Here is a 23,387-nt window from a genome sequence, read left to right as displayed (position 1 = left end):
CACAGATGATCGGGGTCAGCGACGCCTACTCGGCGGTCGATTCGGCAAGTCCGGTCCGATTGTCGCACCGTGGTCGATCTGATGATCGCCGACGGATCGACCGAGTATCGATGCGCCGCCCTTTGCTCACCCTCACGCTTCGATCGATGGCATGGAGGTGACGCCACCGGGCGGTGGCGGGAACCGATCTGAGTCGGGCCGTAGCGGTTCCGCAGGCTGCGCGCGAGCGGGTGTCGGTCATGACGCGGCGGCGATCAGCCGGGCGAGAACTCCGGATTCGAGGAGGATGAAGAGACCCAAGCCGATGAACACCGCTGGGACGAGCCAGTGCTCGACCCGTTCGAGAGTGTCGACGACCTTCCTGCGAGTGCCCAGCAGCCTGCCGGCGTAGCACCAGATCCCGACGCAGATCAGGAACACGGCGATGGTGACTGCGGTCTGTGGTGGACCGAGCGTCCGAAAGACCGGGGTGTAGACGGCGATGTTGTCGGCACCGTTGGCGATGGTGATGGCAGCAACGCCTGCCATTCCGGTGGCAGCGACCGGGGGTTCGTCCTCGTCGTCGCTGCGCAGCCAGCGGATCAGCGTCCAGAGCCCCAGCGACAGGGGCAGCACACCGAGTAGCCCGACCCATTCTTGCGGCACGATCACCAGTCCCAGAGCGGCGACGACGCTGGTCGCGACGAGGGTGATCAGGCCGAGGTACTGGCCGGTGACGATCTGCCACGCCCGCGGCCTACCCTGGCTGGCGGAGGCGACGAACAGCACCGTCAGCACGACGATGTCGTCGATGTTGGTGCCGGCGAACATCGCCACTGCCGCGGCGATGGTGGTGATCACTGCCGCACCGGGCGTCGGTGAGGATGTAACCGGACGCCCCCGGTGCCGCACGCGACCGTCATGGAGGTCGATCGGATTCGAGGTCGGGGAGCAGTCATACGGATCGTTGCTCCGTGCCCGTGGGATCGACGCGGGTTCGGCCCTCCCGGAGCGACGCGAGGACGACCAGGACTACGCCGCATGTGAGGTAGGTGTCGGCGAGGTTGAAGGTGGGCCACCATCCGGTGTGGAAGTAGTCCGTCACGCGGCCGTCGGCAGCGCGGTCGATGACGTTGGCGGCCGCTCCGGCGACGACCGCCGACAGCCCCACCGTCCCGGTCAGTGAGCCGACGGGGACGGTGCGCCACGCGTACACGGCGATGGCGAGAGTGATGATGGCGGTGACCGCGATGATGACCCCTGGCGGCAGCCCGTTCCCGACGCTGAAGGCGACACCGCTGTTGTAGGCAAGCCTGAGTTGCAGCAACCCCAGTTCGATGACGCGGCCGTCGGAGAGTGCGCGGCGGGCGACGGGGTCGGCCGCGAGTGCCGCCGCGACGAGGACGGCGACGACGATCGCCAGGGTCCACCGGGATCGAGTCGCCGAGCGTCCCCCGGTCGAGACACCCGGCATCGGGCCCGAAGTGGGGTCTGGGCTCATGTCCAGGCCTCGGCTGCTGCCGGGGCAGGTGCGGGCACCGCTGCGGCGGACAGGGGGTGGGTGCGGCCGGCGCGGACTCCGTTGGCGATGACCACGATCTCGGCGAGTTCGTGCACCAGCACCACCGCGGCCAGGCCGAGGATTCCGAACAGGGCGAGCGGCATCAGCACGGTGATGATCGCCAGCGACAGCCCGACGTTCTGCAGCATGATGCGTCGGGATCGGCGCGCGTGGGCCAGGGCGTGCGGCAGGTGCCGCAGGTCCTCACCCATCAGGGCGACGTCGGCGGTCTCGATGGCCACGTCGGTGCCCATGGCGCCCATGGCGATACCGAGGTCGGCGGTGGCCAGTGCGGGGGCGTCGTTGACGCCGTCGCCGACCATCGCGGTCGACCGGCGGCCCTTCAGGTCGCCGATGATGCGTGCTTTGTCCTCCGGTCGCAGATCCGCGTGGACCTCCTCGATGCCGACGTCGGCGGCCAGTGCGCGGGCGGTGCGTTCGTTGTCCCCGGTGAGCATCGCGACGTGGTACCCGTCGCGGCGGAGACCGGCGACGACTTCCGCGGCTTCGGGTCGCAGTTCGTCGCGGACCGCTATCGCGCCGAGGGTGCGGCCGTCCTGTTCGACGAGGACGGCGGTGGCTCCGGCGTGCTGCATCCGTTCCACGTCCGCGGCCAGCGGGCCGGGGTCGATCCACCCTGGTCGGCCGAGGCGGACGTCGTCGCCGCAGAGGCGGCCGGTGAGGCCGGCTCCGGTGACTGCGACGACGTCGTCGGCGGGTGTGTGGTCGTCGACGGCGGCGAGGATCGCCGCGGCCAGGGGGTGCTCGCTGCGCACTTCCAGCGCTGCGGCCACGGCGAGGACCTGTTCGCGGGTCGCACCGTCCGCGGTGGCGACGTCGATGACGACCGGCTTGTTGCGGGTCAGGGTGCCGGTCTTGTCGAGCGCGATCACGCGGATGCGGCCCAGCGCCTCAAGAGCTGAGCCTCCCTTGACCAGGACGCCGAGTTTGCTGGCGGCGCCGATCGCCGCGACGACGGTGACCGGGACGGCGATGGCCAGTGCGCACGGTGAGGCGGCGACGAGGACGACCAGTGCGCGTTCGATCCATACCCGTGGTTCGCCGAGCAGGCTGCCCACGGCGGCGATGAGGGCGGCGGCGACCATGATTGCCGGCACCAGGGGCCTGGCGATCGTGTCGGCCAACCGCTGAGCCTCACCCTTGCGGGACTGCTCGGCCTCGACGATCCGGACGATCTTGGCCAGCGAGTTGTCCTCGGCACGTGCGGAGACCTCCACCTCGAGAACGCCGGTTCCGTTGATCGCCCCGGCATACACGTCGTCGCCGGGCCCGGCCTCGACGGGCACCGATTCGCCGGTGATCGCCGAGGTGTCGAGCGCGGTGGTGCCGCGGCGGATGGTGCCGTCGGTGGCGATGCGCTCGCCGGGCTTGACGATCATCATCTCCCCGAGCATCAACTCGGTCGGCGACACCGCCTGCTCGAGGCCGTCTCGTCGGACTGTGGCGGTGTCGGGAACCAGGGACAACAGTGCCCGTAGACCTCGCCGTGTGCGGGCGACCGCGTACTCCTCGAGGCCCTCGCTGATCGCGAACAAGAACGCGAGCATCGCGGCCTCGCCGACCTCACCAAGGATCACGGCACCGACCGCCGCGATGGTCATCAGGGTGCCGACACCGATCTTGCCGCGCGCGAGCCGCCGAAGGGTCGACGGGACGAAGGTGTAGCCGGCGACGATCAACGCGAGTGATTCGAGCACCAGGGTCAGCCGATCAGGGCCGCCGATCCAGTCAATGATCAGCCCTGCCGCCAGCAGTGCACCGGCCACCGCGGCAGCTCGGATCTCGGTGATCTGCCACAGCTTGTCGGGTTCGTGCTCCTCGTCGCCGTCCAGGCGGGGTTCGTCGTGGCCGCAGCCGCATGCGTCGCTCATCCGGTCACCGCCGACCCGGCGGGCGCGGTGCCGTAAACCGGGCAGAGTGCCACCGCGTTCCCCGTGACGGCGAGGAGGGTCTCGGCCGAAGCGAGCAGGTCCAACAGTTCCGGCCGGACGAGGGAGTAGAACACCTGCCGGCCCTGGGGGCGACCGACGACCAATCCGCAGTCCCGCAGGCACGCCATGTGCGCCGATACCGTCGACTGTGCCAGCCCCAGCTCGCTCACCAGGTCCGCTACACGCACCTCCCTGCTGGCGAGACGGCGAACGATAGCCAACCGTGTCGCATCGGAAAGGCTGTGGAACAACGACACTGCCGCATCGAAAGTCGACGTGGAACCGCCGGGCAGGCGGCCATCCTTATTGATCGTCATGCAACGATGATAGCATCTAAGCCCGGTATGATCGCTATGCGTGAATGCTCGGCCCCGGTCTCGTCGGCACGAGTCCGATCCTCGTCGTGCCGTACTGAGACAGGACGACGGCACGACGAAGAACACCTCCGTGGTGTGGGACCCGGTCACCGGACCTGCGGACGCACGCGACAAACCGCAGTTGCTCCGTACGGCGCGGTCGAGATCGCCGACTTCCCGATCGCGGTGGCACCTGCTACGAAGGCGCTTTCGATTCCCTACTCGCCGAATCCGTCCGAGACGGCGAGGAGGCCGAGGTCAACCAGCTGCATTGCGGGTCGAACGGCGCGCCGACGCGTCGGGAGTGTCGTCGAGACGATCGAACGCACCGGTCATTGCGGCATGCAGCTCGGTGAGCTGCGCGATCGACTCCTCCTCCCGGGTGATGTGCTCGCGCAGTGTTGGCCGCAGCCCGGTCTTCACAGCGGCGCAGGAGTCGTTCTCCCATGCGCGCAGCATCGTCTTGATCTGTGGCAGCGTCAGTTTCGAGCTTTTCGCGGCGGTGATGAACGCCAACCGTTGCTGTGCTCGTTTGTCGTAGACGCGGTACCCGTTCGGGGCTCGGTCCGCCGGCAGCAGCCCCTCGCTTTCGTGGAAGCGCAGCGTCGTCGCCGGCACCCCATCGCCGAGGAGAGTTACGAGATCAGATCAGCAGGGCTTCGGCAAGCCTGGTCTTCGTCCGTACGCAATCGTCAAAGACTGCGCTCGCCCTGTCGATTCGTTCTGTACGACGCCGCGCGAGAGGCTCGCCCGGCAAGCTTCCCCCGACTTTCGGGAAGTCGGGGGAAGTATCCTATCGCAGGTCGTCAGCCGGTCAGCAACACATCATTGCGGCGCACATGTCCCCACACATGCCGGTGGCCATCATGATCTGGCAATCCCACCACGTCTGCAGGTTGGTCATCAGTTCGGTCATCGGAATCTCCCTCAATTCTGGTCCCGAGGAGACGGGACATCACGACCATATACTGAGTACGTACATAGATAGTAGATGTCGTGTTACCGACGACCCTAGGATCAGGAGACGACAGGGCAGGAGGCGATAGGTGCGGGTGAACGGATTCGGTGAACTCGAGGCGGTAGTGATGGATCGCCTGTGGGCCCGCGGTGCGCGAAGCACCGTGCGGGAGTTGTTCGACGAATTGGCCGAGCAGCGGGTGATTGCCTACACCACGGTGATGTCGACGATGGACAACCTGCACCGTAAGGGCTGGTTGGAGCGCACCCGTAGGGGCAAGGCGTTCGACTACTGGCCGACGTTGTCTCGCGAGGAGCACAGTGCCCGGCTGATGCGTCACGCGTTCGCTGCGGGCGGCAAGTCGGACCTGGTGCTCACCCATTTCGTCGAGCAGATGAGCGACGAAGAGTCGGAGCGTGTGCGAAGAGCGTTGCGCAGACTGACCGACCCCGGCCAGTCGCGATGACTCTGACTCTGTGCCTGCTGCTCTACGGGCTCGTGGTCTCGGTAGCCGGTCCGCCTGTGCTCGCGCGACTGACCCGCCGGGGCATCGCTCCGCAGCTCGGGATAGCTGCCTGGAGTGCAGCAATGGCGGTGGTGATCCTGACCTGGACCGGCGCGGCGATCATGCTCGTCACCGAAGCGGTGCATTGGAACAGAGACGCTCACTGGGTGTCAGCGTGCGTCGTCGAGGTGCTCCGGTCGATCGACGGCCGTGCCGCAGCACTGCTTCAGGGAACACTGATAGCAGTCTCCGCGGTCGCTGCGGCGGCGCTTCCGTTGGTGGTGTGGAGGGCTGGGCGGGGCATGCTGCGGATGCGAACGCACACGCTTCGCCACGCCCGGACGGCGAGGGTGATCGGCCAACGCCTGCCCGGTACCGACGCGGTGGTCGTCGACACCGCGGATCGGCTCGCCTACTGCGTTGCTGGCCGTCCGAAGACCATCGTGATCACTACTGGTGCCCTGGATGCACTCGTCCCGGATCAGTTAGGCGCCGTCTTGGCGCACGAACGTGCTCACCTAATCGGTCGCCATCACCTGCTGCTCGCCTCTGTTCGCGGACTCGCCGCGGCAGCTCCATGGATGCGGTTGTTCCGCGACGGGGCGACCGAGATCGCCCTGCTGCTCGAGATGTGCGCGGACGACAGCGCTGCCCGCTCCCATGGTCGGCGGGCGCTACTCGGTGGTCTGCTCGCCCTCACTGGTTCGTCCGTCGCTCCCGCGGGTGCCCTCGGCGCGAGCGGAGGCGACGTGCTCGCTCGTGCTCATCGCCTCACCGTCGCTGTGTCCACCCCCGTGCACGCGCGGGCCCGCACCCAACTGTCCTTGATCGTCCTCTCGATCACCGCGAGTCCGATCGTGTTCGGTGCCCTCGCCGCTGCGGGTGTGATCATGTGTGGTCCGATGGGCTCTTGAGTGGTCCTGCCAAGAGCGGGTCGATCGGTCAGTGGTGACGGCAGTCGCCGCGCCGAGCCAATTTCAATCGTGCGCCCTCGTCCGTCGAGCGACGGGTAGAACTGTCCCTCGGGTGCGGGGGCGTCGTTATGCAAGGCGATCAGGTTGCCGTCGGTGTCGACGGTTGCGAACTGCGTCGATCCCTGGTCCGTCGAGACGGGACGGCCCGCATCTGCGGGATGAAGAACGCCCGCACGGGACATCTCGTCGGATCGACGACCGCCGGATTCAGCGACGTCCGCGACTCCGCACTCAAAAAGGGATGCGGACCCCCGAGCACGGCTGTATCACCTTCATTGTTCGGTGTCACCGAAGGCATTAACAGCACGCCGAACACCGTCAGTGCTTTCAGCAAACCGGCCTCCGGAGCTGTGCCCCGTCGACCATGCCGATCAGCTGACTGTATGTCACCGACGATACCAATGAGTACCCCCTGGGGTATCCCGATTCGGGTGTCAGCCGAGGATGGCTTCCCGGAGCTGAGCCATGCTCGGCGCACCCGCCGGCCCGTCACCTGTCATGTACACACGGCAGGCCAGACCGACTGCGGCGGATGTGTCGCCCATGACGTCGACGCCGTCGACGAGAACGGTCGGAGAGCCACGAAAACGCACCTGTTCGGCCATGTCCACCGTGTCCACGCGTTGATAGACGAGCACGGCGTCCGAGTGTTCCGCGGCGAGGAGCTGCAACCGTTCAGCAGTGACCGTCCAGTTCGGGCAACCGTCGAAATACTGCAGGGTGATCTCCATCCACCCACGGTATATCCGTGCTGAAGTTGGCAGCGCACAGGTCGTAGAATTCGATTACGCGGAAGGAGACGGAGTGCCGAACTTCTCCCGTCACTCTCGACGGAAAGGGCTTGCTCATGAATCTGTCCAGTGAGAGTGACGGCACCTCGGCCTGTTCCTGCTGTGGTCGCGATTTCCCGACCGTGAAGTTGCACTCCCTGGCAGGGGGAGCTGCCTATATCTGCCGACGTTGCGGACTGTGGGTTGCGATCCGTCGACGCTAGAGAGAACAGCGTGGGTGTACCGCTCTTCAGTAGGCTGCCTGCACCGATACGTCGTCTCGGCCATGGCGTACCGCCGTACGCAACCGGCGCGCGTCGCCCGTGCGGCTCGATCCGGCCCGTACCAAAGCCCGGGTCGGCGGCGTCCACCGCCGCGACCTTTCGCGGCCATGTCGCGCAGATTCTGCGATTGGTTCCCGTCGACCACGTGAAGAGGCTGTTGCTGCGCCTCGTCCAGCGTCACTCGTACACAGATCGGGTTGTCGGACATGTGCAATGCGTTCACCGACTCGTCGATCGACCCACCGAGCGCGATGGCCAACGCGTAGCGATGCGGGCGAACCACCCGCGGTTGTCCACAGCGGGAGACCCAGAATCTGCCGTATCCGTCGTCGGCAATGGCTCCGATCCGGATCGCACACGGGGACCGATGCGGCCGTGCACGACGTAGCTGCGAAACCGAGCTCGCTCGTCGGCGTCGCCGACTATTGACGGTTTCGGCACCGACCTCCCAACCCACCTAGCAACTACCGGCATCGCTGACGCCTTGGCGAAGAGATCAGGGCCAAGCGAGAGATGGTGTGTATCGAACATCCTCTCCACACGCTCAAACCGATTGATTCACGTTGCGACAGTGTTTCTGTTGGTCGAGTCCGCCGGTGGAGCAGAACGATCTCGGGAGCGCGGACCCGTAGGTTTTCGCTGGCCGGGAATAGACCTATCCCCATAGGGATCGTCGCTCGGTGTGAGTGAAGGTGAAGATGCTTGCAAGCAGGCTGATGGCTGCGGTAACCAGGAGTACTTGAGGTCCGGTGATCGCGGCACCGATCAGAGCCCCGGCTGCGCCTCCGGCTGCGAAGGACCCGAGAAGCATTGCATAGCAAAGCCAGTCGAGGTAAGTACCGCCGCCCAGTAGGTGTCTTTCGATCCCTTGGCCCAGTTTGACGACGGTGCCGGTGACGTAGCTCAGGGGGATGTAGGTTTCTTCTCGTTTCGTGAATGCTGTGTTGAGCGCGCCGAGAGCGAACGCAACCAACAGAATGGGATAGAAATTTACGTCGTCGGACGCCCAGCCGGATATCCCGATATCGATGAGCCCTGCCGCGGCGAGGGCGATGGTCGTGACAACTGTTGCTCCGTGTGGGTGATTGGACCAGTATCGGCGGCGGCAGATCGACGCGATCACCACTCCCGCCAGAAAGGCACCCATCAAAGCCAGCGCCGCCCACGGCGATGCGCCGGGTGCAACGGGCTTACCTTCCGGACTGCCGAAATGCCCGATGACGGCGCGTTCGGTGTTGCCGGTCATGAACGTCACGAAATACCCCGCCGAATGCAGAAATGCGACAGCACCCACCATTCCGGCCAGCGCGGACAGTATCCACGACAGTCGCGCCTCCGCGCCGACGGCTGTTTCGCGGCTGAGTGCCACAGAAGATGTCATGCAACCAAGTCTCCCGGCCGTGTACGGAGCCGCAAGTCGATGAGGTGCAGCTCACTCGGCGGTTCTTCGGTGTTCGTATTCCCTTCGGAAGCAATCGAACTCCCACCTGCACCTCGTCTGCCGACCTCGGTGACAAGCCCACCCAGCGGTGTAATTTGCGTGCTCAAGTAGCACGAACTCGCGGCCCATCCGCGCGTGGTCAGTTCCATCCCTGTGGATCGGTGGGCGGCACAGTGTCCGGATATCAGCCGATGAGTCGGAAGGCTTCCGTCCCGCCGAGATGTGGGAACGCTGGCGTACTGTCCTGCGGTTCTATCGCTACCCCTCGACGCTACTACTCACCGAGCACGTACCGGGGGAGACTTTTCCCGGTATGTGCAGGTGGCCGGTGCGTCCAGGCCCCGTCGCCGTTCCGATCGACCGGTGGGGTCGTGCCGTTTCCCGCCGACCCGATGCCCCAGGTAGCGGTCGGGGCGGTCATCGCTGCTCACCGCTCCGGGCGACTGCCCCGGCGCGATCCACGCCCGCCCCTGTCGTGGCGACGCGGTCGTGGCGAGCGGGAAACTGACGTCACCGGCACACCACCGCACCCGGTGTCAGCTGCACCAGGCTCGGACTACTAGCTAATCGGTGTCGATGCCCGCCGCCGTGCCCACGCCGCTCTGGCCGATGTGCCTGACCTCGTCGATGATCTCGAGTATCGGATCGAGACTCTGATGCACCGCACCCTGGAACTACTAGACATCGAGCCGGACGCCGAAGCGTCCGTCGAATGGGTCGGCGAACAGTGACCGACACGGACGATCCGCCAACGCCAACGCCAACGCCAACGCCGAAGTCCGTGCGCCGACGTCACGGTTTGTCGGTGCCGGGTCGTCCCGCCGCGGGGCCTCGCTTCTTGATCGAGCGCGTGCGATCGACTGCTTCGATGTCCGCATTGATGGTTCGGCGGAGCTTCCTCAGGGTCAGTGCCGACAGCGGCAGGCTTGCTGCAAGTGCGCCAAGCAGTACCAACACGAAGGAAATGTCAAGGCTCGTCAGTGCGTCGACGGCCAAAAGCACTCCTGCGGCGACACACACGAAGAGCAGGCGTGCACCGTTGTAGGCCAGCACATGAAGGGCAAGCTGCCCGCGAGCAGTTGAGGGTGCGCGGAACACCGGCATCGGCCGTCCTGTCGTGCGTAGGGGCTTCCTGGGACCTTGATTCAAATACTATGGTGCATAGTATTTGATGGAGGAGCAATATGAACAGCAGCAGAAACCCCGCCCGAGGCCGACGGAGCTCGACTCGGCGATCACGCCCAGCCGGAGTGCCCGGGGGCGTGCGCGCTCCCTGGGCGGTGATAGGCGCGGGTGTCGTCATCGTCGTGCTCGTCGGTGCGATCGGATACAACCTGGCCCCCCGCGTCCTCGAACGCAATCAGGCCGAGCGGTTCGCGCCGACCGCCGACGACCCGGACCCCTCCCGCGGCATCGACGGCGTCGTCGAGGTCGAGTATCCGGCCGCGCGGCACGTCGAACCAGCTCAGAGAGTTGCCTACGATCAGAGTCCGCCGTTCGGCGGCCCTCACGACCAGACCTGGGCGACGTGTACCGGAGTGGTGTACCCCGTCCCGCTACGCAGCGAGAACGCGGTTCATTCGCTCGAACACGGGGCGGTGTGGGTGACGTACGACCCGAACCGGGTCTCCTCCGACGAGGTCGGTTCACTCGCCGGGCGGGTCGAGGGCGAGCCCTACACGATGATGTCGCCCTACCCGGGCCTGACGGCACCGATCACGCTGCAGTCGTGGGGCCATCGACTCGAGCTCGACAATGCCTCCGACCGGCGCATCACTCAGTTCGTCGCTGCTCTGCGACAGAACCCCTCGACCCACCCCGAGAGCGGAGCCAGTTGCTCGACCATTCCCGGCGCGTTCGATCCCGACAACCCGCCGCCGTTCGACGCCAGCGAGCCAGGACCGGACGCGGTGCCCCTCGAGGAAGACCCGGCCCTCGACAGTGCGCCAGCGCCGATGGGGGAGGGGAGTCGATGACCGTGCACGGCCAGGCCGACGATGCCCAGATCGACGATGCACAGAACGACAGTGCACAGAATGACGCCGCGGAAACGGGACCCAGATCCAGGCCCAGGGCACTGCTCATCGGCTTGGCGGTGACAGCTCTCGTCCTGTCCGGCGTCCTCATCGGCGTACTGCTCACACCGGACAGCGCACGAGTGGCCGTACCGGCATCGAATTCGGTGGATGTGGGTTTCGCGCAGGACATGTCGGTCCATCACAACCAGGCGATCGAGATGTCGGCGATGGCGTTGGGACGCTCGACGGATCCGGTCATCCGGACCCTCGCCTTCGACGTGTTGACCTCGCAGCAGAGCCAAGTCGGCACGATGCAAGGCTGGTTGACACTGTGGGACAGGCCATATCTGCCCGACGGCCCGACGATGACGTGGATGACCGGGGCCAGCTCGACAGGGGGTCACCCGATGGACATGAGCGCGTCCGCGAACGACAGCGGACAGGACGCGACGTCGATGCCCGGCATGGCCAGTACCGCCGAGCTGACGGCACTTCGCCGGATGAACGCCGAAGAATTCGACGGCCGGTATCTACAACTGCTCCGCCGCCACCATCGTGGGGGAATCCCGATGGCAGAGCAGGGAGCAGCGAACGCGACAGTTCCCGCTGTCGCCGCGCTCGCGGGCTCGATCGCCTCCGCGCAAACCGCCGAGGTCGGTCAGATCGATGTCCTGCTGAGCGCACACGGGGTCTCACCGTTGCCGGAGAGCTGACGCCGATATCTAAATACTATGTTGCATAGTAATAACGATTGGGATGACCCCCATGACCGGCATCGGCACGCATGAAAAGGCGTCGAATCGTCGAGTTACTGTGCAAAGCACTCACTTTCGACGCCGAATCGATAGGCGAAACAGCGACGAATGCAGTCGAGAGTGTGACAGAAGGGGCTTGTGGTGTCGATGGGATCACGCAACACTGACCCACGGCCGACACGGCATCCACTGCGATCGTGACCGGCATTCAACGAGAAGGGTGGGGTGACCACGTGAACAACGCGGGAAAGACGACGCCGAGCGGCGGGCGACGTCGCGCATGCCGAGGTGCGCGGACATACGTGATCGTCGGTGCCGCACTCGGTGCGGTGTTCCTGCACGCCCCGGTAGCCGAAGCGAATCCGGGTCAACCGGCCGTGGAGTCCGGGGACGAGGTCGAAGGTCAGCAGACCGCCGACGCCGTCAGCCGGTTGATCCGCCTGGCCGATCGGGCCGCGACAATCGGTACCGATCCGATCGCGGTGGCAGACCTCGCAGCCTTCGCATCCTCGACGTGGGCCGCCGCCCAGGCCGGCGGCGTCATCGCGGACACCGCCGGCCCGGTGTCCGCGTCGGCAGGATGCATCGTCGACGCCATCGCCCGTGGAGTCTCGAATGCCCCGGCGCAGTCCCTGTCCTGCCTGGCCCCGTTGGCGACTCTCGACCCACTCCTGGCCCTTCGTATCGCCGCATCGCTCCAGGTCGACGCCCTCGACCCCGCAGTCCCGCATGACGGCGACCGAGGTGGGGAACAGGATCCGGTGACGGGCAACACCGGCCGCGATTCGCCCGTGCCCGGCACCACCGACACCCCTCCCGCATCCGAGACGACCGCGCCCGAAGATTCTGTTCCTGATGCAGCACAGCAGCGCGGTTCCACGTCCGGTGGCTCGGCCACCTCCCGAGGTACTGCGTCTGCTGTCGCACCCAGCAGCGGACTGGTCACCTCGAATTTCGGCACCCGAAGCGGGACACAACACGGCGGTGTCGACATCGCCGACTCACTGGGCTCACCGATCGTCGCCGCGGCCGATGGAACGGTCATCAGCGCCGGGCCCGCACAGGGCTTCGGGCTGTGGGTTCGGATCAGACACGACGATGGATCGATCACCACCTACGGGCACAACAACGGAAATTCGGTCACGGTGGGTCAGCGCGTCCGTAAGGGCGATCGGATTGCAGAGGTCGGGAACCGCGGTAACTCGACGGGTCCGCATCTGCATTTCGAGGCGACTTCTCCCGCGGGACAGAAGGTCGATCCGCAAGCCTGGCTCGGTGAGCGTGGAGCCAGAATCGGGGTGGGCACACGTGCGCGATGAATGCGCCCGATCAGGCCCTTGCCAGTAAGCGCGATCAGGCGATGAGCTCGCGGCAGTCCCCGAGCGCGGGACGGCCGCGACAGCTCAGGTCCGTTGACTGGTCTCGCTACCGATCTTTTTCAGAAAGTCGTTGTAGGCGTTGAGTTCGCTGTACCCGTCTTCTTCGGCGTGCCGGTCCGCGGCAGCCGATTCCTCCTTTTCGTCCCGGTTCCACCGAATGCAGAAGATGAGCACCACCAGCAGGGCCACCGGCTCACCGTAGGACCACGCAAGCGCCCCGGCGAGCTTCTGATCGGATACCGGATCGACACCCCACTGCGGGGGAGGGGAGGCGAACGTGGCGAGCATGGGGGTGCTCGACATCATCAGGATGACACCGAAGAACACATGCAACGGCATCTCGACGAACAGGTCGAACAACCGGCCCAGATTGCTCTGCCGAACGGGGAGGGGGCCGACGGCGAGCACAGGGATGATGAACAGCAGCCCGCTGGCGAAGAAGAAGATCTCCATCGATACGTGCCCGATGACTGTGATGGCGAGAACATCGAAGATCGACGACAGATACAGCCCGTAATAGCTGAAGAGGAACAACGGGATCGTCAGACCTGGATGTAGTGCGATGCGCCCGGCGCGGCTACGCAACCCCGTCAGCGCCGCGATCAGTACCCACCGCCCGGCTCCGTGATGAGCGGTGGCACGCAACAGAAGTCGTCCGGGCGAACCCACCACCAACAACGGTGGGATGGTCATCGACAACGTCAGATGCTGGAACATGAAGACGCTGAACAGGCTGTATCCGTAGCGTTCGACCTGCAGTCCGGTCACCAGGACCAGCGCCGCGCAGCCGAGCAGAAAACTCGCACTCCGCCACCGTGACCATGCGATACCCCGGCCGCGGATCCGGTAGAGCCCCCAGCAGTACAGTCCGGCCATGACGATGCCGGCGATCGGCAGGATCGGGAGCGGCGGAAGATCGAAGCTCAGCAACGCTGCCAGGGTCGGCGGGCCTTCCGGGGGAGTTACGGCGGCGATGTTCATCGGGCCCCTGTCATTGCTTGTCCTTGCCTCGGATCACCAACGTCAGGGCGATGGCAGCGAGACCGAGGACAGTCAGGCCCACGATGGAGAGCAGCATCATGGTGTTCTGTTTCGGTGGCCGGTCCTCGCTGGCGGACGGGTTGTTCGGATCGTAGGCCTGCGTCGGCGTGGTCGAGGGAGCCGGCGAGGTCGCACCGCCCTGCGATTGCTGTGCAGCAGCGTCCGGGCGGGTGGCGGTCTCCGCGACGTCGACCGAAAAGCCGTACGACCCGGTGATCGGGTGCCCGTCCGCGGAGGTGACGCGGTAGCCGACGGTGTACTGCCCGTTGGGTAGGCCGTCCTCGAGCAGGACCGATACGTCGGGGCCCTCGACCGTGGCCGTACCCTGCGTCCACTGAGTATCGCCAGGACCTACCACGCTGATGGTCGCGAACGATTCGTTGATGTCCTGATTGAACTTGAGGCCGACGCCGATCGGTGCGAACTCGAGCGTCACATCGGCCGGGGGGTCGGAGCTGACGAGTTCACTGTGCGCCGATGCCGGGGCCGCGGAGAACAGTGCTGTGCCGCACATGAGCACGGCGACCAGCATCCATCGTTTCACGTTCGGTTCTCCTCTGGTCGTACTGATTCTCCTTACTACTATGCGCACTAGTAGTAAGGGGGTGTGAGCCTACGGGGGTCGGTCGACCGTGTTACTTGTCGACGTCCGGCCGTTTCGATACGTCCGGTCCGGCAATCGCTTCGGTGATCACTTCCGAGGGCGCGATCGAATCCGAGTGCGGGCCACCGACGTGCTGCTCGGCGCGGATGCGTTCGACCATGTGCGGATAGTGCAGCTCGAACGCCGGCCGCTCGGAGCGGATCCGGGGCATCTCGATGAAATTGTGCCGCGGGGGTGGGCAACTGGTCGCCCACTCGAGGGAGTTACCGAAGCCCCAGGGGTCGTCGACGGTGACCACTTCGCCGTAGCGGTAGCTCTTGAACACGTTCCAGATGAACGGCAGCGTCGAGGCCCCGAGGACGAACGATCCCACGGTCGAGATCTGGTTGAGGGTGGTGAATCCGTCGGACGGGAGGTAGTCGGCGTAGCGGCGCGGCATTCCTTGGGCGCCGAGCCAGTGCTGGACGAGGAAGGTGGCGTGGAAGCCGAGGAACGTCAGCCAGAAGTGCCACTTGCCCAGTCGTTCGTCGAGCATGCGGCCGGTCATCTTGGGGAACCAGAAGTAGATGCCGGCGTAGGTCGCGAACACGACCGTTCCGAACACGACGTAGTGGAAGTGCGCGACGACGAAGTAGGTGTCGGTGACGTTGAAGTCGATGGGCGGGCTCGCCAGGAGCACTCCGGACAGTCCACCGAAGACGAACGTGATCAGGAATCCGATGGAGAAGAGCATGGGGGATTCGAGGGTGACCTGGCCGCGCCACATGGTGCCGATCCAGTTGAAGATCTTCACCCCGGTCGGCACGGCGATGAGGAAGGTCATGAACGAGAAGAACGGCAGCAGCACGGCACCGGTGGCGTACATGTGGTGCGCCCACACCGCGATGGACAGGGCGGCGATGCCGACGGTGGCGTAGATCAACCCCTTGTACCCGAAGATGGGTTTGCGGGAGAAGACCGGGAAGATCTCCGAGACGATTCCGAAGAACGGTAGCGCGATGATGTAGACCTCGGGGTGTCCGAAGAACCAGAACAGGTGCTGCCAGAGCAACGCTCCGCCGTTGGCGGGATCGAAGATGTGGGTGCCGAGTTTACGGTCGGCGAGCAGGCCCATCAGTGCTGCGGTCAGCAGTGGGAACGCCAGCAGGATCAAGATCGAGGTCACCAGGATGTTCCAGGTGAAGATCGGTAGCCGGAACATCGTCATTCCCGGTGCGCGCAGGCACACCACGGTGGTGACCATGTTGACCCCGCCCAGGATGGTGCCCAGGCCGGCGACGAGCAGGCCCACGATCCACAGGTCGGATCCGATACCGGGGGAGTAGACGGCGCTGCTCAACGGGGTGTACGCGGTCCAGCCGAAGTCTGCGGCACCGCCGGGGCTGATGAAACCTGCGGTGGTGACCAGTGCGCCGAACAGGTACAGCCAGTAGGAGAAGGCATTGAGCCGGGGGAAGGCGACATCGGGTGCGCCGATCTGCAGCGGCAGGATGTAGTTGCCGAAGCCGAAGACGATCGGGGTGGCGTAGAGCAGCAGCATGATCGTGCCGTGCATGGTGAAGAGCTGGTTGTACTGCTCGTTGGAGAGGAACTGCATTCCCGGGACCGCGAGCTCGGAGCGCATGATCAACGCCATCAGGCCACCGACGAGAAAGAACCCGAACGAGGTCACCAAGTACATCAGTCCGATGACCTTCGGATCGGTGGTGGTGACCATCGTGTGCAGGAACGACCCCTTGCGGGCCCCGCGGGGTGGATAGGGGCGAACCGCCGGCGCAGCCGGAGGAGATGTCAGCGCCGTCATGGAACCACCTTCGTGTCGCACGCGAATTACAGGACGCGTCCGCCAGCGTAACCCAAATACTATGCAGCATAGTATTTGGGGTTGTTCAGATCAGCAGGACCGCGCACGCTGCGGCGGAGACCGCGCTGAGCGAGACGACGGCCAACACGGCCGGCACGACGAGGGGCAGCACGGCGGCGGCAGCATAAGCGCCCGCTCGGGTTCGGCTCGGTGTTTGCGCGCTCGTGTCGAGGTGATGCAACCGCTCGGTGGTCGAGTCCCCGATCAGGCCCAGTGCCCACAGTGGCCGCGCAGAATGCGCCTGCGAGACCGTCGACAATGCCGAACGTACAGTGTCGGCGCTGGTGACTGCGGCCGCGGACCGGTCGGCTGCGACCTCGACCAGGACCCGTACCGCCGCGGGTGCCGCGGCGAAGAGGGGAACGCGAGGAAGCGCTTTGGCCAGGATCTCGCAGATGTTGACGATGCGGTGATGGCGCCCGCGCAGGTGGGCACGTTCGTGTGCGATCACTGCTCGCTGTTGTTCGGGATCGAGATGGGCGAGCAGGCCTTCGGTGGCCACGACGTAGCCGGGGCGACCGTCGATGCTGTAGGCCAGCGGGAGTGGGTGGTCGAGCCACATGATCGGTTCGGGTCCGGGGTCCGTGCGCGCCACGACGGCGATGACATCGCGGTGATAGTCGCGGACTTTGGACCGCGCTCGAAGCTGACGGCGAGTCGAGCGCAGGACGCGCGCCGATGCCGACGCCGCGAGGACGACCGATGCCCCGGCGACCGCTTCCCCGATCCACGGCTGGGCCGCGTGTTGCAGCGAGCCCAGGCAGCGGACGGCGAGTTCGACCATGCCCTCGGCCGGCGCATGGCCGGGCCAGAGCAACACCGCCACCGCGGATCCCACGAGAAACAGCACCCCGGCGATGCTGCCGATCCAAGCGGTCAAGGCGAGAGAGGGGCCGACGGTGCGGGTGAGTGAGGTCAGCAGCGGCGGCATGGCAACGGCCACCAGGGTCGCGGCGAGGAGTAATGCCAGTGCGACGATCACCGGTTCGCGTCCGGCAGGTTCCCCCGCAGGGCGTCCAGTTCGTCGTCGGTGACGGTTTTCGCGAAATGCATCAGCACGGCGGCCGAGTCGGTGCTGGTGTCGAGGATTTCGCGCAGCGCTTGCGAGGTGGCCTCGGCCCGAGATTGCACGGGCGAGTAGAGATAGGCGCGTGACTGCTTGGTCCGCTCGACCCACCCCTTCTCGTGGAGATGGGTCACGACGGTCAGGATCGTGGTGTAGGCGGGGTTTCTGTCGGCCATGCGTTCACGCAGGTCGTGGACCGACTGCGGTCGATCACATTGCCAGAGCACGTTCATCACCTCCGCTTCGAGATCACCGAGCCTTTTCATCGCCAGTTCTTCTTTCCTCGTCGTGTCAGGTGATATCGACTCCGCGTGCCGACAGCCACGCCGTCGGGTCGGACTTGGCACCGTCGGGTTGCCACACTTCGTAATGCAGGTGGGGTCCGGTGGATTGGCCTCGGTTGCCTACCGTAGCAATGAGCTCGCCGGCTTTCACGCGTTGACCGGCGGTGACGAGCGCCTGGTCTATGTGGCCGTACACCCCGATCGTGCCGTCGTCCTGACGAATACGCACCCACAGGCCGAACCCTTGCGCCGGCCCTGCTTCGATGACCTCACCGTCGGTCACCGATACGATCGGCGTCCCGATCGTATTGGCGATGTCGAGTCCGTAATGCGTTGTCCCCCAACGCGGCCCAGAACTGGAGGTCAATGTGCCCGACACCGGCACCACCGAGAGCGGGCGCCGCGCCTCGGCATCGCGTGCGGCGCGCTCCGCCGCCCGAACTCCCCCCTCGGCGAGTTGCTCGGTCATGCGCTGCGCGAGCCGGCCGACATCGAGATCGGGCATTTGCAACACCTGCGGGGGTGAGGCGACGACCGGGCTCGGCGGCAGGACGCCGGCGGGAGGGCTATCGATACTCGCAGCGCTGAGCGCCACACTGTCCTGCGACCCGGTGTTCGGAGACGTCGCTGCCGCGGACAGAAAGGCACCGACCGCGACCGACGCAGCGATGGCGCGGCCACCCGGCTTCGGCACCCGGCGGCGATGAAGTCCGCGGCGAGCACGTCGCGACACGGCCTGCACTACATCGCGGCCACCGTCGCCGTGTGTCGTCTCGTCCGGACCGGCCACGTGCACCCACATCGACGCGGCAGTGTCCGCGGCCGCGGTGTCCCAGGCGGCGCTGACCGCGTGAGCGGGTACATCCGGTGCGGGCGTCTGCGCCGAAGGCGTGTGCTCGTCCTGCGACCGATTGTCGGAGTACACGGTCTCGGCGGGCGACTCGGTCACGAAACGCGAGGGTGCGAACCCGGCGTGTCGATGACGGGGGTGATCGATGAGCGCCGTCGGCCTGTTGCCGACGGGCATCGAGACCGCGACGCCGGGTGCCGGCGCTGCGTAGTCGTCGTCGATCGGATCGGGTGTGCGGTGTCGGGCCAAGATCACAATCCTTGGTGGCTACGAGGCCGTGGCCTCGCTCGAGATAACGAAATGGTGACGGTCAGGCCACAGGTTACTACTATCGAGCATAGTTTTTCCATCCCACTCGACCCGGATTCGTCCGTACCGCTGGTCACGGTCCTCGGAGGACATCCCGCCGGGCTACGACATCCCGCCGGGCTACGACATCCGCACCGGAACAGGGCTGGGCGTTTCGGGTATCAGGGGTGATCGCGCCGAGAGGACAGGCCACCGAGCATGGTGTTGTACGCCTCGAGTTCGGTATCACCTTGATCGTCGACTCGGCGGTCTCGTTGCCGTGCCGCGCTCTCGTCGGCCGCCGACCACCGGACCGCGGCGAGAACCGCGGCAGCGAGCAACGGCAACTCCCCGATGCCCCACGCCAGAGTGCCGCCGCGCCGCTGGTCGGCCAGCAGGTCTGCGTTCCAGTCCAGACGCAGTCCGCTGTAGAAGCTCGCTCCGAGCGCGGTCTCGAGATCGATCGTCACGACGAGGAAGAATGCGAACCCGGCCAATGCGGTGATACTCGCGAGCAACTTCGTCAGTCCCGCGATCGGTCTCGGTACCGGGTCTTCGCCGACCGTGCCCCAGAACATCACCATCCCGACGGTCAGGAACCAGCCCTTCATCACCATGTGTGCCACATGCGAGTCGGCGACGGTGTCGAACAGTCCGCCGGGGTAGAGCAGGTAGAAGCTGCTCAGGAACACCGTGGTGCTGACCCACGGGTGTATCGCGATCCGGGCTGCTCGGCTCTGCCATGCAGCCCGGAGCCATTCGCGCGAGCCCGGTGCTTCGGCGGCCGACGCGGTCGGCAGGACCGAGGCGAACAAGGTTGCCGGTCGGCCGAGGACCAACAGCAACGGCACGGCGACGGCGACCGCGGTCAGTCCCGCCATGTGCACGCTGAACATCGCCGGGCTGTAGAACCCGACCCCGGACGAGGTCGCCACGAGCAGCACCGCAGTACCCGCCAACCAGCTCGCTGTCCACCGCCGCCGCCATGACAGGCCTGCCCGCCGACGGCGCCGCACGGCCACCAGATACAGGACGGCCGCGATCACCGCCGCGGAGCCGAACACCAGGTCGAAACGCCACTCGAACGCCAACCGCGCAGCGGTGGGCGGGCCGTCCAACACGTAGCCCAAGGCCTCTTCGTGCGCCTGGGGCAGCGAGGTGTCCTGCGGCGGGGGCGGGGGAGTGCGGCCCAGTGCGACCGCCAGGCCCACGGTGGTGACGAGAACGAGGGTCTCGATCATCGACAACGTGATCAGGGATCTGCGCCTCGCGGGGTCGTGAGCCAGAGCGCGGACCGTTCGTCGTCGCTGTATCCACCCGAGGGTCCCCACGATCGCCAGAGCTGCGATCTTCGCCAGTATCAGAGCGCCGTACGTCGAATCCCACAGCGACGTCACGGGCACTCGCACGGCAGCGTTGACCACTCCGGAGACCGCCATGATCACGAACGCGACCAGAGCGAGCGTCGAGTAGCGGCGGGTCGCGACGGCAAGGTGCCCACCTCCGCGCAGCGCATGAGCGAGAAGTGCGAGGAGTCCGCCCACCCACAGCGCGGCAGCGAGGATGTGCAGGATCAACGAGTTCGTCGCGATGTCGTGATTGCCGCCGGTCGAGGAGTGGCCGGTGACCGCGCGCGGGATCAACGCGAGCATCGACAGGGCGAACAAGGCGGGGGTCCATCGATGCCGCAACACCGCCGCGCATGCTGCGGCGGTGATCGCCGCGACCGCAGAGGTGATGGCCCATGCAGTGGAGGCCTCGACATCGCCGATCGCACCGAGGAACTGCACCGGTTGCGCTGCAACGGATCCGACAGGTTGACCCGAGGCGTCCGAGAGTGTCAGCGGCACCAACGCCGCCGCGCACACCGCCCACACTGCGGAGGCCTTCGCCGCGGTGCGGACGGCTACGTACCCGTCGATGTCGAGCACACCCGACCTCTGAGGCGGAACGAGAAATGCCGCGAGGAGCAGCGACCCCGCCGCCACGACGGCAGCCACCTCGCCGATCGCGGTCAGTGCCGGGATCCCGTACGTGGTGATCGGGCCCGGATCGGGCAGACCCAACAGCACGAGCGCTTGCGACGTCGACATCGCTGCGAGCAGTGCAGCGACCACCGCGGCAATCGCTGCGCACAGCACCATCACCTGCGATCCGGAGCGTCGATCCACTGCGCCGCGGGTCGAATGGGCCGCTTCGGTGGCCATGGTGTGCGCCTCTTCCCGGTGGATCGTGTTTCCGGCATGGGCGCGAGGCAGTCCGACCTGCGCCGACAATGAACTACTACGAATGATAGTTGTACGAGTCCGGGCAGCCACCGCCGGATGATCCTTCAACACTTGCATGTATGCGCATATCGCAATATGTTGTCGTTCTGCGGATCTGACACGACGAAGGAGCAACGATGGGGCACGGACATGGCCACGGGATAGAGCCGGGTTCACCGGCCAGCGCGTCCGGTAAGCACCTCGGGCGACTGTGGATCGCTGTCGGTCTGGGGGCGGTCACCCTGGTGACGCAGGTCGTCGTCGGCCTGTCCACCTCGTCGCTGGCGTTGCTCTCCGATTCCGCACACGTGTTCACCGACGTGTTCGGGGTGCTGATGGCGATCGTGGCGATCACACTCGCACAGCGACGATCGACCAAGGCTGCCCGCACGTTCGGGCTCTACCGAGCCGAGGTGTTCGCCGCATTGTTCAATGCACTTCTGCTGTTCGGTGTGGCCGGTTGGATTCTCTACGAAGCCGCGCAACGCATCACGAATCCGCCCGAGGTCCCCGGCGTCCCGGTGATGGCGGTGGCCACCCTCGGGCTCGTGATGAACCTCATCGCGTTCGTCCTGCTGCGCAGCGGCGCCAAGGACAGCCTCAATGTTCGGGGTGCGTATCTCGAGGTGATGGCGGACATGCTCGGCTCGATCGGCGTACTGGTCAGCGGACTGGTCACCGTCCTGTTCGGGTGGCGGTACGCCGACCCGGTCATCGCGGTCGCCATCGGCGTGTTCGTCCTGCCACGCGCGTTCAACCTGGGCCGTCACGCCGTACGAATTCTGCTGCAACATGCTCCGGCGGGCATCGATGTCGCCGCCGTGGAAAGGGCCCTGACCGATGTCGACGATGTCGAAGAGGTGCACGATCTGCACATATGGACACTGACGTCGGGGATGGAGGTCGCGTCGGCGCATCTGACGGTCGCCCCGGAGGCCGAGACACCGCGGGTGCTCGCTGCAGCGCAGCAGGTTCTCCGCAACGAGTTCGGTCTCGAACACGCCACTGTGCAGGTCGAACCCCGGGAAGGCGAAGGCCGGTGCCGAGAGGTCAATTGGTAGGCAGGTCTCGACCCGGTGCGCGATCGGCACGCTGTGCTGTCGTCGACACGGCAGCGATGTACCGAACCGGCACCCGTCGGGTGGGGGCACAGAGTGGGTCCTCGAGTGCCGCACATCGGCCCGGTCGAGACCGTTCACCCCGAACCCGTCCACCTCGCATGTTCGCGCCCGGTGATGGATCAGTCGACGGTGAGGGTATCGACGGTTCTGGTCACGGCACGGTTCGGCAGTGGCTCGGTGGCGGGGCTGCGCATGACCGCCCCGTCGGTGATCGAGAACGCACTGTTGTGGCAGGGGCACTCGATCGTGCCGTTGCGAACTCGGTTCACTGTGCACCCTCGGTGAGAACAGATAGCCGAGAAGGCCCGGAAGATACCGGGTTCCGGTTGGGTGACGACGACCTGCCGGTCGGCGAGCACGATTCCACCGCCGACAGGAACATCGTTCACCGACAAGGTGACGGGACCGTCGGAAGCGGTGTCCTCACCGGACGGGGCTTCGCCGACGCTGCATCCGGCGGCAGTCAGGCACGCTGTAGCGCAGCTCGTAGCGAGAAAAATACGGCGCGGTAGCGCCGGGATGTCCTCGCTCATACAGCAGGCTCCCCTCGGTACGCCTCGGTGAGCGAGAGGCGACGATCGCGTGTCGGTGGTTGTAGTCGACTATGTTTCGAGCAGTTCCGGTGTCGATCACCCTCACTGTTCGAGCGGATCAGCATGATTGTCCTGTCGCGAATGTATGTGCACTGCAGGGCATTCGATTCGAACGCCGAGATATCTCATGCACGTTCACGATCCGGCGCTGTCGGGCACTGCGGGCAGAGGGGCAACCCTTGTGCCCTCTCGCGTGCCAGTGCCGCCCCGATCATCAGCACCACCCCGCAGGTGATGTAGATGTCGGCGAGGTTGAATGTCGGCCACCAACCGGTGTGAAAGTAGTCCGTGACCGCACCGTCGACAAGCCGGTCCAGAACGTTGGACAGCGCGCCGGCGAGGATCAACGCCAGCGCCACCGTGGTCCACTGCTCCCCGTGCCGCAATGCCGTTAAGTTAGCGGCACGCGGAGGCGCAACCGAGGAGGGTGCTTCTCGTGACGCCCGTGATGGTGCGAACGTTTGGTGTTGTGGAATG

The 23,387-nt window shown here is 65.9% G+C and carries 23 protein-coding genes; 6 read left to right on the top strand and 17 right to left on the bottom strand.

Features of this window, described 5'->3' with window-relative positions; all coding sequences use genetic code 11:
* Positions 1–237 precede the first annotated feature (237 nt).
* The 5 genes from AB0O58_RS24845 to AB0O58_RS24825 form a co-directional block, all read right to left on the bottom strand.
* Positions 238–840 carry a cadmium resistance transporter gene (locus AB0O58_RS24845; RefSeq protein WP_008720461.1) on the bottom strand — a complete coding sequence of 201 codons (603 nt, stop codon included), beginning with the start codon at positions 838–840 and terminating at the stop codon, positions 238–240.
* A gap of 94 nt (positions 841–934) precedes the next feature.
* Entirely contained in the window at positions 935–1,480 is a 546-nt protein-coding gene (locus AB0O58_RS24840; RefSeq protein ID WP_008720462.1) for a signal peptidase II, read from the bottom strand.
* Positions 1,477–3,432: a cation-translocating P-type ATPase gene (locus tag AB0O58_RS24835; RefSeq protein ID WP_008720463.1), complete on the bottom strand. Its 1,956-nt coding sequence runs from the start codon at positions 3,430–3,432 to the stop codon at positions 1,477–1,479. The genes AB0O58_RS24840 and AB0O58_RS24835 overlap by 4 nt, the downstream gene beginning before the upstream one ends.
* The gene (locus AB0O58_RS24830) at positions 3,429–3,809 is read right to left on the bottom strand and encodes a metalloregulator ArsR/SmtB family transcription factor (RefSeq protein ID WP_008720464.1); all 381 of its coding nucleotides are present in this window, start codon (positions 3,807–3,809) and stop codon (positions 3,429–3,431) included. The genes AB0O58_RS24835 and AB0O58_RS24830 overlap by 4 nt, the downstream gene beginning before the upstream one ends.
* A 297-nt stretch (positions 3,810–4,106) precedes the next feature.
* Positions 4,107–4,466 carry a MerR family transcriptional regulator gene (locus AB0O58_RS24825; protein WP_008720465.1) on the bottom strand — a complete coding sequence of 120 codons (360 nt, stop codon included), beginning with the start codon at positions 4,464–4,466 and terminating at the stop codon, positions 4,107–4,109.
* 428 nt (positions 4,467–4,894) lie between these two features.
* On the opposite strand from AB0O58_RS24825, the gene AB0O58_RS24820 reads away from it, so the two are divergent.
* Together AB0O58_RS24820 and AB0O58_RS24815 are read left to right on the top strand one after the other, a co-directional pair.
* Positions 4,895–5,272, top strand: a complete 378-nt coding sequence (locus AB0O58_RS24820) for a BlaI/MecI/CopY family transcriptional regulator (RefSeq protein ID WP_008720466.1) — start codon at positions 4,895–4,897, stop codon at positions 5,270–5,272.
* On the top strand, positions 5,269–6,225 hold the full coding sequence (locus AB0O58_RS24815; RefSeq protein WP_008720467.1) for a M56 family metallopeptidase: 957 nt from the start codon (positions 5,269–5,271) through the stop codon (positions 6,223–6,225). Before AB0O58_RS24820 ends, AB0O58_RS24815 begins: the two co-directional genes overlap by 4 nt.
* A gap of 494 nt (positions 6,226–6,719) precedes the next feature.
* Here the strand turns inward: AB0O58_RS24815 and AB0O58_RS24810 are convergent, their stop codons facing one another.
* The 3 genes from AB0O58_RS24810 to AB0O58_RS24800 all read right to left on the bottom strand — a co-directional run bounded on the left by AB0O58_RS24810 (position 6,720) and on the right by AB0O58_RS24800 (position 9,884).
* The gene (locus AB0O58_RS24810) at positions 6,720–7,016 is read right to left on the bottom strand and encodes a hypothetical protein (RefSeq protein WP_008720468.1); all 297 of its coding nucleotides are present in this window, start codon (positions 7,014–7,016) and stop codon (positions 6,720–6,722) included.
* Between the two features lie 978 nt (positions 7,017–7,994).
* Positions 7,995–8,720: a YoaK family protein gene (locus AB0O58_RS24805; RefSeq protein ID WP_008720488.1), complete on the bottom strand. Its 726-nt coding sequence runs from the start codon at positions 8,718–8,720 to the stop codon at positions 7,995–7,997.
* A gap of 852 nt (positions 8,721–9,572) precedes the next feature.
* On the bottom strand, positions 9,573–9,884 hold the full coding sequence (locus AB0O58_RS24800; protein WP_008720486.1) for a DUF4229 domain-containing protein: 312 nt from the start codon (positions 9,882–9,884) through the stop codon (positions 9,573–9,575).
* Between the two features lie 80 nt (positions 9,885–9,964).
* Between AB0O58_RS24800 and AB0O58_RS24795 the strand changes: the two genes are divergently transcribed.
* The 3 genes from AB0O58_RS24795 to AB0O58_RS24785 all read left to right on the top strand — a co-directional run bounded on the left by AB0O58_RS24795 (position 9,965) and on the right by AB0O58_RS24785 (position 12,872).
* The gene (locus tag AB0O58_RS24795) at positions 9,965–10,756 is read left to right on the top strand and encodes a DUF3105 domain-containing protein (protein ID WP_032373348.1); all 792 of its coding nucleotides are present in this window, start codon (positions 9,965–9,967) and stop codon (positions 10,754–10,756) included.
* On the top strand, positions 10,753–11,511 hold the full coding sequence (locus AB0O58_RS24790; RefSeq protein WP_008720482.1) for a DUF305 domain-containing protein: 759 nt from the start codon (positions 10,753–10,755) through the stop codon (positions 11,509–11,511). Before AB0O58_RS24795 ends, AB0O58_RS24790 begins: the two co-directional genes overlap by 4 nt.
* 239 nt (positions 11,512–11,750) lie before the next feature.
* Positions 11,751–12,872, top strand: coding sequence for a M23 family metallopeptidase (locus tag AB0O58_RS24785; RefSeq protein WP_230558228.1), 1,122 nt, complete (start codon positions 11,751–11,753; stop codon positions 12,870–12,872).
* Positions 12,873–12,956: 84 nt separating this feature from the next.
* Here the strand turns inward: AB0O58_RS24785 and AB0O58_RS24780 are convergent, their stop codons facing one another.
* The 7 genes from AB0O58_RS24780 to AB0O58_RS24750 form a co-directional block, all read right to left on the bottom strand.
* On the bottom strand, positions 12,957–13,913 hold the full coding sequence (locus AB0O58_RS24780) for a cytochrome c oxidase assembly protein (RefSeq protein ID WP_008720478.1): 957 nt from the start codon (positions 13,911–13,913) through the stop codon (positions 12,957–12,959).
* 10 nt (positions 13,914–13,923) lie between these two features.
* Complete coding sequence (locus tag AB0O58_RS24775) at positions 13,924–14,517, bottom strand: copper resistance CopC family protein (RefSeq protein ID WP_008720475.1); 594 nt, start codon at positions 14,515–14,517, stop codon at positions 13,924–13,926.
* A gap of 91 nt (positions 14,518–14,608) precedes the next feature.
* Complete coding sequence (gene ctaD / locus AB0O58_RS24770) at positions 14,609–16,381, bottom strand: cytochrome c oxidase subunit I (protein WP_072692203.1); 1,773 nt, start codon at positions 16,379–16,381, stop codon at positions 14,609–14,611.
* A gap of 85 nt (positions 16,382–16,466) precedes the next feature.
* Positions 16,467–17,423, bottom strand: a complete 957-nt coding sequence (locus AB0O58_RS24765) for a M56 family metallopeptidase (RefSeq protein WP_008720986.1) — start codon at positions 17,421–17,423, stop codon at positions 16,467–16,469.
* A complete protein-coding gene (locus AB0O58_RS24760) occupies positions 17,420–17,773 on the bottom strand; it encodes a BlaI/MecI/CopY family transcriptional regulator (RefSeq protein ID WP_027494220.1) in 354 nt (117 codons plus the stop codon). Before AB0O58_RS24760 ends, AB0O58_RS24765 begins: the two co-directional genes overlap by 4 nt.
* 25 nt (positions 17,774–17,798) lie before the next feature.
* A complete protein-coding gene (locus AB0O58_RS24755) occupies positions 17,799–18,461 on the bottom strand; it encodes a M23 family metallopeptidase (RefSeq protein ID WP_051364850.1) in 663 nt (220 codons plus the stop codon).
* Positions 18,462–19,111: 650 nt separating this feature from the next.
* Positions 19,112–21,136, bottom strand: a complete 2,025-nt coding sequence (locus tag AB0O58_RS24750) for a cytochrome c oxidase assembly protein (RefSeq protein ID WP_032373357.1) — start codon at positions 21,134–21,136, stop codon at positions 19,112–19,114.
* A 197-nt stretch (positions 21,137–21,333) separates the two neighbouring features.
* Here AB0O58_RS24750 and AB0O58_RS24745 point away from each other — a divergent pair, with 197 nt between their 5' ends.
* Positions 21,334–22,257, top strand: coding sequence for a cation diffusion facilitator family transporter (locus tag AB0O58_RS24745; protein WP_008720942.1), 924 nt, complete (start codon positions 21,334–21,336; stop codon positions 22,255–22,257).
* A gap of 179 nt (positions 22,258–22,436) precedes the next feature.
* On the opposite strand, the gene AB0O58_RS24740 is transcribed toward AB0O58_RS24745, so the two are convergent.
* Positions 22,437–22,850, bottom strand: coding sequence for a Rieske (2Fe-2S) protein (locus AB0O58_RS24740; protein ID WP_008720941.1), 414 nt, complete (start codon positions 22,848–22,850; stop codon positions 22,437–22,439).
* A gap of 185 nt (positions 22,851–23,035) precedes the next feature.
* Positions 23,036–23,387, bottom strand: a 352-nt coding sequence (locus AB0O58_RS24735) for a signal peptidase II (RefSeq protein WP_366238931.1), incomplete at its 5' end; no start/stop codon positions are given.

Origin of the sequence: Rhodococcus sp. NPDC080181, from assembly GCF_040702225.1 — a bacterium.
Taxonomy (GTDB): Bacteria; Actinomycetota; Actinomycetes; order Mycobacteriales; family Mycobacteriaceae; genus Rhodococcoides; species Rhodococcoides fascians.
This window is presented reverse-complemented; position numbering and strand designations above follow the sequence as displayed.